Source organism: Salinicola rhizosphaerae, from assembly GCF_014652715.1.
In the GTDB taxonomy this organism is placed as follows: domain Bacteria; phylum Pseudomonadota; class Gammaproteobacteria; order Pseudomonadales; family Halomonadaceae; genus Salinicola; species Salinicola rhizosphaerae.
This window is the reverse complement of the sequence record NZ_BMZI01000010.1, coordinates 25,220-36,690: the sequence shown is the minus strand read 5'-3', so window position 1 is coordinate 36,690 and position 11,471 is coordinate 25,220. Positions and strand designations below refer to the sequence as shown.

13 protein-coding genes are annotated in these 11,471 nt (G+C 59.6%); 7 read left to right on the top strand and 6 right to left on the bottom strand.

What is annotated here, in order from left to right; translation table 11 throughout:
* Positions 1-44 precede the first annotated feature (44 nt).
* The gene (mqo, locus tag IE125_RS18690) at positions 45-1,709 is read right to left on the bottom strand and encodes a malate dehydrogenase (quinone) (protein WP_189446203.1); all 1,665 of its coding nucleotides are present in this window, start codon (positions 1,707-1,709) and stop codon (positions 45-47) included.
* A gap of 546 nt (positions 1,710-2,255) precedes the next feature.
* On the opposite strand from mqo, the gene IE125_RS18685 reads away from it, so the two are divergent.
* From IE125_RS18685 to IE125_RS18665, 5 genes are all read left to right on the top strand, one after another.
* A complete protein-coding gene (locus IE125_RS18685) occupies positions 2,256-2,453 on the top strand; it encodes a hypothetical protein (RefSeq protein WP_189446202.1) in 198 nt (65 codons plus the stop codon).
* 162 nt (positions 2,454-2,615) lie between these two features.
* Positions 2,616-3,155, top strand: a complete 540-nt coding sequence (locus IE125_RS18680; protein WP_189446201.1) for a gamma carbonic anhydrase family protein — start codon at positions 2,616-2,618, stop codon at positions 3,153-3,155.
* Positions 3,156-3,250: 95 nt separating this feature from the next.
* On the top strand, positions 3,251-3,610 hold the full coding sequence (locus IE125_RS18675; RefSeq protein WP_189446200.1) for a thioredoxin family protein: 360 nt from the start codon (positions 3,251-3,253) through the stop codon (positions 3,608-3,610).
* A 69-nt stretch (positions 3,611-3,679) separates the two neighbouring features.
* The gene (locus IE125_RS18670; protein WP_189446199.1) at positions 3,680-4,600 is read left to right on the top strand and encodes a DUF808 domain-containing protein; all 921 of its coding nucleotides are present in this window, start codon (positions 3,680-3,682) and stop codon (positions 4,598-4,600) included.
* 501 nt (positions 4,601-5,101) lie between these two features.
* Positions 5,102-5,812 carry a Crp/Fnr family transcriptional regulator gene (locus IE125_RS18665; protein ID WP_189446198.1) on the top strand — a complete coding sequence of 237 codons (711 nt, stop codon included), beginning with the start codon at positions 5,102-5,104 and terminating at the stop codon, positions 5,810-5,812.
* Here IE125_RS18665 and IE125_RS18660 read toward each other — a convergent pair.
* Entirely contained in the window at positions 5,803-6,522 is a 720-nt protein-coding gene (locus tag IE125_RS18660; protein WP_189446197.1) for a hypothetical protein, read from the bottom strand. The genes IE125_RS18665 and IE125_RS18660 overlap by 10 nt on opposite strands.
* A 229-nt stretch (positions 6,523-6,751) precedes the next feature.
* On the opposite strand from IE125_RS18660, the gene IE125_RS18655 reads away from it, so the two are divergent.
* Positions 6,752-7,048 (top strand): hypothetical protein, encoded by a 297-nt coding sequence (locus tag IE125_RS18655; protein WP_189446196.1) that lies wholly within the window; start codon positions 6,752-6,754, stop codon positions 7,046-7,048.
* A 19-nt stretch (positions 7,049-7,067) separates the two neighbouring features.
* Here the strand turns inward: IE125_RS18655 and IE125_RS18650 are convergent, their stop codons facing one another.
* Entirely contained in the window at positions 7,068-7,400 is a 333-nt protein-coding gene (locus IE125_RS18650) for a gamma-glutamylcyclotransferase (protein ID WP_189446195.1), read from the bottom strand.
* Positions 7,401-7,823: 423 nt separating this feature from the next.
* Between IE125_RS18650 and IE125_RS18645 the strand changes: the two genes are divergently transcribed.
* Positions 7,824-8,276, top strand: a complete 453-nt coding sequence (locus tag IE125_RS18645) for a universal stress protein (RefSeq protein WP_189446194.1) — start codon at positions 7,824-7,826, stop codon at positions 8,274-8,276.
* 365 nt (positions 8,277-8,641) lie between these two features.
* On the opposite strand, the gene IE125_RS18640 is transcribed toward IE125_RS18645, so the two are convergent.
* The 3 genes from IE125_RS18640 to IE125_RS18630 form a co-directional block, all read right to left on the bottom strand.
* The gene (locus tag IE125_RS18640; protein ID WP_189446193.1) at positions 8,642-9,115 is read right to left on the bottom strand and encodes a hypothetical protein; all 474 of its coding nucleotides are present in this window, start codon (positions 9,113-9,115) and stop codon (positions 8,642-8,644) included.
* A gap of 179 nt (positions 9,116-9,294) precedes the next feature.
* Positions 9,295-10,119, bottom strand: a complete 825-nt coding sequence (locus IE125_RS18635; protein WP_189446192.1) for a Crp/Fnr family transcriptional regulator — start codon at positions 10,117-10,119, stop codon at positions 9,295-9,297.
* Positions 10,120-10,603: 484 nt separating this feature from the next.
* Positions 10,604-11,428, bottom strand: coding sequence for a manganese catalase family protein (locus tag IE125_RS18630; protein WP_189446191.1), 825 nt, complete (start codon positions 11,426-11,428; stop codon positions 10,604-10,606).
* Positions 11,429-11,471: the final 43 nt, after the last annotated feature.

The window sequence follows — 11,471 nt, the reverse complement described above, 5'->3', positions numbered from 1 at the left end:
GCTGCCGGCGGCAGCGTGGGGCCAATGTCGTCACGCCATGCGGGTTAGATCGAGGCGTCGCCGGCGACCGCACCCTGCGGTTCGATGGCCGACTCGTCGGGGACGTTGCCGCTTTCGATTTCGGCTTCTGCCGCTTGCTCGAACGTGGTCGGTGCGTCGCCGTTGTTCAGCTCGAGCGAGGCTGCCGTGCGCTGGCGCAGCTCCCGCAGCAGTGCCGGGTTGTCGGCAAGCTGCTGGCCGTAGGAGGGAATGATCTCGTGGAGCTTGCCCTGCCAGGCGGCGCTTTCCACCTGCTGCGGGAAGACCTTGCTCAAGAGTCGCAGCATGATCGGCGGCGCGGTGGATGCGCCCGGCGAGGCGCCCAGCAGTGCTGACATGGTGCCATCCTCGGAAGCCACCACCTCGGTGCCGAACTGCAGCACACCGCCTTTTTCCGGATCGTTCTTGATGATCTGCACGCGCTGGCCGGCGGTCCAGAGCTTCCAATCATCCGGGTTCGCTTTCGGATAGAACTGCTTGAGCGCGTCCATGCGATCTTCATCGGACTGCATCACCTGGCCGACCAGATACTGGACCAGGTTGAAGTTGTCCATGCCGACTTCCATCATCGGCCACGTATTGCTCAACGTCATCGAGCCAAGCAGATCGGTCCATGAACCGTTCTTGAGGAACTTGCTCGAGAACGTCGCGAACGGGCCGAAGAAGATCGCCGGCTGGCCGTCGAGCATGCGTGCGTCCATGTGCGGTACGGACATCGGCGGCGAGCCTTCGGCGGCCAGCCCGTAGGCTTTGACCTGATGCTGGGCGACCACCTCGGGATTGGTGGTGTAGAGGAACTGACCGCCCACCGGGAAGCCGGCGTACTGCTCGGCTTCGGGAATGCCGGAAGCCTGTAGCAGCGGCAGGGCTGCGCCGCCGGCGCCGATGAACACGTAGCGCGCGTTGACGCTGTGCTCTTCGCCATCCTTGGCCAGATCCGCCACCGTCACTTTCCAGGTGCCGTCGTCGTTGCGCGCCAGATCGCGAACTTCGCTGTTGAGCGAGAGCGTGAAGTCGTCGTTATCGGCCAGCGAGGCGATCAACTGGCGGGTGATCTCGCCATAGTTGACCTCGGTGCCGATCGGCATGCGCGTCGCCGCGATCGGGGCATTGTCGTCGGCGCCATCCATCACCAGCGGCAGCCACTGGCGAATCTGGTCGCGATCCTCCGAGTACTCCATCTGCGAGTAGAACGGATGCTGGTGCATCGCCGCGTAGCGCTTGCGCAGGAAATCGACGTGAGCATCGCCCCACACCAGGCTCATGTGCGGCATGCTGGTGATGAACGACGCTGGGTCGTGAAGCACGCCCTGATCGACCTGGTGAGCCCAGAACTGGCGCGAGACTTCGAAGTCTTCGGTTACCTTGATCGCGCGGTCGATGGTGACGCTGCCGTCCTCGAGCTGCGGGGTGTAGTTCATCTCGCAGAAGGCGGAGTGTCCAGAGCCGGAGTTGTTCCAGGCGTTGGAGCTCTCCTCGGCGACCTGTCCAAGGCGCTCGAACAGAGTGACGTTCCAGTCCGGCTGCAGCTCGTGGAGATAGGTGCCGAGCGTGGCACTCATCGTGCCACCACCGATCAGGACGACGTCGATCGGCTGATCGTTCGCCAGCGATGTCGAGGACACCATGGCCAGAGACATGGCCGTGATCAAACTATTGATGCGATGCATTGTGATCCCTTGATTCTGCAAAGACGCTAGACGGTTCCGATGCCGGCAATGGTTGGTGTTGTCGTCGCGCCGAGGAGCTTTCGCCGTGCCGTGGGGCTCTGGCGACACGTTGGTATTGGCCGCGTTGACCGAGCGCGCGGCCGGCCTCGTGCGGTGCCGGAATGTCGGTGTCAGCCGGCGCCGGAAGTCGGCGCACGGTCTGAGGCAGTAAGGGATACTATAAGTCTCTGATTGGGCGGTAAATTGTGGTTGTTAGCGAAATCGATGCCTGGGTTTTTAAGTTTAATAAGGACTTGCTCGGGTGCGGTGTTATGTCGCTGCAGCCGCTGGATCATTACGGCCCTGAAAGAATTGTCGTGATTTAAGACATTAAAAAAACTAAACAATCCGTTTGGAATCCAGGCGCCGGCGCGTGTTTCGCTTCAATGCGGCTTGACGCATGGCGAGTCTTTTAGCATGCTAACTACAATCTTGCGGCGAAACGTCGCAGTCCACGTCATTGCGGAATCGACTTTTACCAGACACGTCATTGCCGAAGGAGTGGTCATGAAAGCGTTCAATAAACTGTTTTCGATGCTGGCCGCCATCGTCGTCTCCGCCGTGCTGCCCTTCTCGATGGCAGCGGAGAGCGAGGCCAGTCAGTTCGCCGGCCAGAACCCGAGTCAGAATCAGAGTTCCATGAATGGCGCCAGCGTCAGCACCGCCGCTTCGAGCGAGCGCGAGCAGGACGACCGTGCAGCCTGAGCCGACGACCGAGAGCCCCGGTGGCAGGGGTGTCATCGGGGCTCCGCGCTTTCAGGTGCCGCGCCGATGTCGAGGCTAAAGTCGGCTGGCTCGCCGGGAGCCGGCAGGCGAGCATGATGGCTTCGCCCGCATGATTCCGTGCCCCTGACGTGGAGCCCGCCAATGCCTGTCTACGCCTATTTCGACGCGACACCCGAACTGCCAGCCCCGGATCGCTACTGGATCGCACCGGACGCACATGTCATCGGTCAGGTCGAGATCGGTGCCGACGTCGGTATCTGGTTTCATAGCGTGGTCCGAGGCGACAACGACCGTATCGTGATCGGCGAGGGCAGCAACATCCAGGAAGGATGCATGCTGCATACCGATCCCGGTTTCGAGCTGCGCATCGGTCGCGGTTGCACTATCGGCCACCACGCGATCCTTCACGGTTGCCAGTTGGGCGACAATACGCTCGTCGGCATGGGCGCGACCGTGCTCAACGGCGCCAGAATCGGCAGCAACTGCCTGATCGGTGCCAACGCCCTGGTCACCGAGGGCAAGACGTTTGCCGACAACTCCCTGATCGTTGGCGCGCCAGCCAAGGCGATTCGGACGCTGGATGCCGAAGCGATTGCCGAATTGCGAGCTTCTGCCGAGCATTACGTCGCGCGCTGGAAAGCGTTCGCTCGGGGATTGCGACGTCTCGACAAAGCCTCGTGAGATGCTGGGCCCCGTGAGAGACTGGATGCCGTCGCCACGTGTTCGGCTGACGCATCCGCGACTATGCTCAAGGCATCTGGCCCCGAGAGCGCACCATGACGACCAGCAAGCACATCCACGTCACCCCGCCCCTGCCCGCCTATACCACCGAAGAGCCGACCTCGGAGGCGCTGAACCGTCTATCCGGCCCGGCCATCGTCGAGTTCGGTGCGCCCTGGTGCCCCTGGTGTCAGGCGGCGCAGCCGCTGATAAGAGAGGCCATTTCGAGCTATCGCGAGTTACCCTATTTCAGAGTCGAAGACGGCAAGGGGCGCCGGCTGGGGCGGGCTTTTCACGTCAAGCTGTGGCCGACGTTCGTCTTTCTGCGTGATGGCAAGGAGGTGGCTCGCTGTGTTCGACCGGAATCCGTCAAGACGTTGGCGCAGGCACTAGCCGAAATGGTCGATTCCGACTGAGACTTTTGGCTAAGCTTGGCGCTCTTGCCTTCACCGAGCGCGCCGCGCTCGCCAGACAGAGGATTTTTCGTGGCCGCAGGCAGCCTACTGACGTTACTCGATGATATCGCCACGCTGCTCGACGACGTGTCGATGATGACCAAGGTCGCCGCCAAGAAGACCGCCGGAGTGCTCGGCGACGATCTGGCGCTGAACGCGCAGCAGGTGACCGGCGTGCGCGCCAATCGCGAATTGCCGATCGTCTGGGCGGTCGCGCTCGGCTCGTTGCGCAACAAGCTGATCCTGGTGCCGGCGGCGCTGCTGATCAGCGTGATCGCGCCCTGGCTGATCACGCCGCTGCTGATGGTGGGCGGGGCCTTTCTCTGCTACGAAGGCGCGGAAAAGCTCTTCCACAAGTTCTTTGCCCACGATGGCGAGGCCCACAAGGCGGAAGTTCGCGAAGCGGCAAAGCTCGAATCGAAGGCCGAGCGGCTGGCGTTCGAAAAGGAGAAGATCAAGGGGGCCGTGCGCACCGACTTCATCCTGTCTGCCGAAATCATCGCCATCACGCTGGGTTCGGTGGCCGATGCGAGCTTCTGGCAGCAGGTCGTGGTGCTGGCGATCATCGCCGTTGTCATTACGGCGGCCGTCTACGGGCTGGTGGCGGCGATCGTCAAGCTCGACGATCTCGGCTTCTACCTCAATGCGCGAGCATCGTCGTCAGCGCAGGCGATCGGTCGCGGCATTCTGTGGGCGGCGCCGTGGCTGATGAAGCTGCTCTCGATCGTCGGCACGATCGCCATGTTCCTGGTCGGCGGCGGTATCCTCACCCACGGCATCCCGTTTCTACATCACGGCATCGAGGATCTGGCCGAAATGCCCGGTGAGATTCCGGGTGTCGGGGTGGTCATCCAACCGCTGACGCCGATGCTGCTGAACTTCGCGCTGGGCGTGGTGGCCGGTGCCATCGTGCTGGCCGTCGTGTCGCTCGTCTCCCGGCTGCGCCATTGAAGTTACCGACAGTTACTTATCTGGTGGGCGAAATTGATCGACATCAATTGCATTGATGTCTTGGAGGCGTAGGGTAGAGAAACAACGTCAGGATGACGTGGTGCCAAGGAAGGAAAGCGCAGGAAGCGTTTTTCACAAGGACGCACGGCAGGACGCCGTGGCAAGTAAGCAGGGAAACGCAACGATCCAACCCGGCCTGACGGCCGGGTTTTTTATGGCCCGCCATCCCTGGCGGCCACCCTTCGGGCTGCCTCCGGCGTGAAAAACCGCTCCCGGCGGTTTTGTATGTCCCGCCATCCCTGGCGGCCACCCTTCGGGCTGCCTTCGGCGTGAAAAACCGCTCCCGGCGGTTTTTGGCCGTTCGCGCCCCGGCCTGGTTTCTGGCGGCTATCCTGTAGGGCATGATTTTCCTCACATATCCCGGCTTCCACGGCAAACTTGGCATTGAGCGAGGTTAGGCTGAAGCGCAGGGAGTTCATCGATACACGACTAGAGGTGACTATGTCCAAGCACCACAGCTGCCTGGTACGGCAGTTCGAATCGCATGAGAATCTCGAGGAAGACGAGATCGAGCTGCTGTTGAGACTCGAGCGCTCACCAGAGCGCTTCGAGGCGGAACAGGATCTATGGCGTGCCGGCGAGGGCCCCGCCGACGAGCTGGCGGTGATGAGCAAGGGCTGGGCATACGGTTACGTCGATCATCCGGATGGCAAGCGGACTATCAACGATATCTATCTGCCCGGTGACGTGATCGGACTGCACGAATACCCGCTGGACAGTCATCAGACCTCGGTCAGGGCATTGAAAGAGAGCACTATCTGTCGCTTTCCGCACAAGCACCTCGACGATATCTTCGAGCTCTCTCCGAAGCTTACGCGGATGTTCTTCAAGGTCGCCTGTCTGCAGCAGGTCATACTCATCAATCGCACTCTGCATACCTATCATCAGGCGGCCGATCACCGCGTTGCGCACTTCATGTGCGAAATGTATGCGCGGCTGGCGCGCACCAACCCGGATCTCGCGAACAAGTTCAATCTTCCACTGACCCAGGAGCATATCGCCAGCACCCTGGGGATGACCTCGGTTCACGTCAGTCGCACGATCTCCCAGCTCTCGCAGGAGAATCTGATGTTTCGCCAGCGAGACATCATCACCATCCCTGACCTTGAGGTGTTACGACGGTTTACGGCGTTCGATATCTCTCAGTACTGATCGGCATCGCGAATCCAGCGGGCGACGCGGCGGCGCTGAAGGCGATTGGCATAGCGGTGGGTGTCGATCCTGAGAGGTTTCAGGCAGCAGCGCACTTTCATGTCATCGACGGGGGCGGTGTCGTGAACGAAGGCAAAGCTCCGGCTGGCGCCAATGGCGTCATCCTCGCTGCCGTAAATCGCGACGAGACGAATCTCGAGCTCCTTGAAGTCCGTGAGAGATGGCTGAGCCAGTGGGTCGACGTTCACGCTGCGGTCGTGGCCGATCGCCGCGATGATCTGCTCGAACGTACCGATCGGATGGTATTCCCCGGGATTCATCGGCCCCTGGCGGTTGGCGAGGTTGTGCTCTGTCCCGGCGTGGGCGCTGGCGGGCGCGCAGGCGGATGAATCTTGAGATGGCCGCTGGGCCTCTCGCGCCGCCGGGGGGCGTTCGGCGAGCGTCCGGTCGATGACGTTCGCGGCGAACTCGCCCTGAGCCGTGCGCAGGATCGCGATGACGTGCGAGACGAAGATCGGTTCCGAGCTCATGTTGCTGATCAGGCAGTGAGCCGATAACCCCGAACCGCCACCGCGGTTGATGATGACGCGCGGGCGTCTGACGCGAGCGTAATTGCGGTAGAGAATCTGGGCGTAGAACATCCAGACGAACACGGTCGCGACACTGACAAGCGCTGAAACGGCCGCGCTGTATTGACTCAACCATCCCATGGCTGACTTCCCTTCTTGCCTTTCGATCATGATGGCCGTGCCCGCGTCATGCGGAACGGGAGCGGTATCTTCGGCCGTGAAGAAGGAAAGTTCTCTCACTCAGGTTATCGCGATCGGTTGGCACGCCCGTCCGTGTGGCGAGCGAGCGTCATCTGATCGATAGTGAAGGTGAGCCCCAGAATCAATCGTCAGGCTGGTAATGGGAAAGTCCAGCCGAGGAGAGAAGAGCATGAACATCCAATCGTCCTTGATTCGAGTGCTACCGGTGTTGCTGGCGCTGGCGGCGATGGTGCCGGTCGCACAGGCGCAGGGCGTCGACAGTGACGCTTCGAGCCAATCTGCGGCATCGCGGCCGACCCAGGCGCCCGGCAGCGCTAACGATGCGCCGCGAGCCTCCCGTGAAGGCAGTGACGACAATTCGATGACGCGCTTGAAAGAACGTCAGGCTCAGCGTGAGGAGAAGGCGAGACGACGCGGGGAGGATGGCCCGCAGCGTTCGACGCCTGACGCCGGCCGTGAGCGTTGAGCGGCTCTCTCGGCGATGCTCAACCGATCTGCAATGCCAATAGTTCACGCTCGAGTTCGAACACATGGGCATCATCGGACCCCAGCTCGCGCAGCGCCGCGGCTAGATTGAGGAGGTAGTCCCGATTGGGGCCGCTGGGTCCGTGAGACGCCGCGATCTGGCGAGCGATCTCGGCCTCGGCGGCCGGCCCGAGATAGGCGGCGTTGTCCTCGCCGGCCAGATAGACCACGCCTTCGGCCGGCGCGTCGGTGGCGGCGTCCCCGTACGTCATCAGCGTGATCACGCGCAGATAACCATTTCTCTCGCGGATCTCCAGCGGACCAGAGACGCTGGGCGGAATGCGGTAGGCCATGCCGTGCCTTTCCCTTTATGGCTTCTCTCTCTCATGCGTTATGCCGAGGGCAATATTCTCGGCTCGGTTATCGCGGGCAGTACCACTTTGGTGTTGGGGACGCCGTCTGCCTTTGTCATGACAGCCGCTCTGTCGGTAACGACTGCCTTGGCATTCCGAGAATAAAGTCGGTGCATCAGCGTGCCAGGAAAATTGCATAGCGTGGCAGGCCTTTATGTCTCCCTAACGCGCCTGCTTTCATAACTGAACTGTCGAAATTGGACGGCAGAAATCGAACGGCAGAGATAGGGACTTGAACCGTGGCGATGAGAGAGTTCCCAGCAGGAGCCGAAGGTGAAGTGTTCAGGGAATTGATCGTCATTAATGCACGCTGGTGACTCGGCCGTAAGCTGATTCCCGAGATATGGGAAAGGAGATAGCGACATGACAGCGGCGATTTTAGTGGCGGTCAGTGAAGGTGAATCTTCCATGGCCGCGTTGAAGAAAGCCCGCTCCATCGTACAGCGAGAGCATTATCGTCTTTATCTGCTTCATGTCATCGAGTCGCGCGAGTCGAGAAACTCTCTGGAACGTGCTACTGGCGCTTCCCCACTTGCGCTAGATCAGCGTGACATTGCCAGTGCCGAAAGGCTGCTGAGAGATCGCTGGGAAGCGCTTAATGCGCCGATGGCGGAGGTCGACAATATCATTTGCGGTGGTAACGTCGAAGAGGCCATCGTCAGGGAGGCTCGGAAACGAGATGCGACAATAGTGATCATGGGGCAAGGATCGCAGCGATCCAGAGTCATGGAGAAGACGGCTACGCTGGCAGAGCGTGTTGAGAGGTCGCTGGCGTGCGAGCTCGTAGTGGTCGATATTGAAGGTAACGTTACCTGAAGCAGGCACTGATCGGACGAATGTCTCGACGAAAGCCAGGCAGAGAGGCAAACGATAAAGATGTCCATGGTTCAAACTTTATTGGCAGGGTTGGCGTTCAGCGCCCTTGTGGCAGTGGCACACGCATAGGGTATCGATAGAGATTCCCCCACCGATGCCGGGATGTCGGGCTCGACGTCCCCTCCGACTCAGGCGCCGAGCGCTTGCAACGATGAGTCACATGCCCCTCGAGACGCGGATGACGAAAACTCGGTGACGCGTTTGAACGAGCGCCAGGCCAAGCGCGAAGCGCAGCAAAGGCGGCGTGAAAGTACCTCACCGGGGAGCCAGCGCGAGAACCGTGATGTGAACGACGAAGCGCTTTGTTAGAGCCTCGAGTTTCGAAAGGGGTCATCGGATGCCACCGTTCGAATTTCCAGGTGAGGGTGCAGACCCAGTAGGTCGAAGGCCCGGTCATATGTCGCGATCCGAGTACTGATATGGATATCGAAGAGATTGTTGAGACTTGGCCACGTGATATCCATCGTTTCGGCGAAGCGACGTCGCGTCCATCCCTTGTCGATTATGCCATTGGATAGGGCGATCTTGAGCCGGATACCCAAGGGAGGTTTCCATATATAGGTCGGATATCGTACAAAAGCCCCCCCATTATCGGTGCCGATACTGTCATCAATATAAATGCCGTTGGAGAGACGGCTCGCGATCAGTGAGCTCAAATTCTTGACCGATAACCGGAGCACGGCTTTTTCATCGGCAGCAGATGCCGTGAATTCGGGGAATGCCCGGCAAAGTGAAATATAGCCTGCGCGATTCTTGAAGAGTTGAAACCGAAATTGCATATCCTGCCCTTATCTGACTGACGCTACCCTGCATAAGAGAGCGATTTTATGGGCAGTTAGAATCCCGGCAATAACCTGGATTAGTATTGGCTTTTCGCAAGCGCTGGGGAACTGGGCAGGCCGTCCAGGTCTTATGCCTTGAACGGTTCACTGGCCAGGCTACTCGGCATTACTCACACTTATGAAGTGGCCCCACGACGCCAATTCTGGCCTCGCCGCATGCACGTGAAAAGATAGGACATGGCAAAACCCGAAAGCTCGATCAGTGCGGTTCGGTTCAGCAGTTGGATGCTGCGGGGTTCGGCATTTCGCCGAAGCAAACGCTGAGTTTGCAGAGAGGACATGCACCGACAGACATGGACGTTGGTCATCCCCAATAGATCGCCAATCACTTGTTGGGAGATGGGGAGTGCCAGCCTGTCACTATCCGGGCCAAACGTATTGAGCCTTGCATTCAACTCCATCAGAAAGTGGGCCAGTCGGGTGATGGCGTCGTGGCCCAGCAGATTGTTGAGCCGATCGGTAATGATATTGCCTTGATGAAGCGCTACCGCGAGGAGGGCCTCGGCGAGATCCGGGTTCTGGCGAGTCACCTGTTCGAGATGCGGCTTCTGCACCGGAATGAGTAACCCGTCGGTCAACATGGTCACCTCATCGAATCTGCCGCCCTGATAATCACGCAGCCCTACGATATCGCCGGGCAGGTAGAGATCGATAATCTGTCCGTGGCCGTCCCGAGAGACTCGTCTCGAACAGGCCCAACCCTGCTGCACCGCGTATAGGGTCTTGGTGCTTTGCCCATGACCGATAATCGTATCGTCCTTCGCGACACGTCGCGGCGACTGCTGCAGCCTGATAAGGCGCTCCCGATGATGAGGGGCTAGCGTGCAGTGGCGAGAGAGGATTTCATAGTAGAGAGCATAGCGAGAACCTCGGTCGAGGTTAATTGGAACGGCGTTCTTGAGAGACTCATCGTGTTCCATAGCGGCGGCCAGAGAAGTCATATCAATCCCCTTGGAAGGTTTCGCCGGCATCGGCTCGCCGTGCGAAGGCCTTGAACTGGAAAGAGCCGGAGGCATGGGAGTTTGATATCCGAGTGCCACGCGACGCGTTTTTCTGCGTTGCCTGTGTACTGTAGGAGGCCAAGCGCCCAGCGGTAGTTAATTGGGGTTTTTAAATGTTATTAATAAAGATTAGGTGGGGGTGATTTGTTTTGAGAGGCTGGGGCGGAGGTGGCAATATATTTTAAATAGACCGAAGTTTCAGCGAGTTGGCCTTGATGTCAGTCATTATATAACTTGTGATAACTATTTTTCCTTCTTGACAACTTCGCATGGAAATATGCTTGATTTGAATCGCTTGCGGGACGAGACGAAACCCTTGACGAACTTACCCCGCGTTACAAATCTCTCAGCCGAAACCGCGGGTCGGAGGGCGTGTCGAGCCCTTCGATCTCGGGCACCGATGCTGTTGGCGCCCGAGTACGCCTTACATCTGCTCCTTCTGTGCGCCGGAACCCTCCCGCGCATTCGGTAGCGTCGGTTCCTGGCCCAGCGGCTCCGGTTGCTCTCTCGCTGAATACTCGCCGCGACCGTCCAGCGATGGGCCCTGGCTCCAGCGGCCCTGTGCTGCGGGTTTGTCGGTCAGGGTATTGAGGTAATAGTAAGAGTGCTCCATCGCTTCATGCTCCTGCGGCGTGGAGTTGGGAATCGGCAGGTTTTCCTCGAGGCCACCCAGCTCCTCGACAACGGCCAGCCACTGCTGCTGATGATAGGTATCGCGGGCGATCAGGAACGAGAGAAAATCCTTCATGCCCTTGTCGTCGGTCCAGTTGTACAGCCTGGATGCCAGCACCCGACCGCCGGACTCTGCCGCCACGTTGGCCATCATGTCGGCAGCGACATTACCGGTCGCGTAGACATGACTCATGTCGAATGGCACCCCGTTGGCATTGACGGGCATCGCGGATAGCCCTGAAGAGAGAAGATGGCGAGGATTGGCGCCGCCGAGAATGGCGTTGATGATGGGGTCTTTTGCAGACGCTTCCTGATAGGAAACCGGTGCACCCTCAAGATTGAGGGCTACAGCGTGGCCGAGCATCTCGATGTGAGAGAGTTCCTCGGTCGCGGTCGACATCAACATGTCGCGAATACGGTCGTCGCCTCGTGCGCCCATGGCCTGGAAAAAGTACTGCATGGCAACACGAATTTCGCCTTCGATACCGCCAATGGCCTGCTGGAGGAGCATGGCGAACTGCGGGTCGGGACGATCGACCTTGACCGGGTACTGAAGCTTCGATGAGTGGTGAAACATGACATTGCCTCTTTATCGGAATGATGGATTAGCCTCGGTGCGG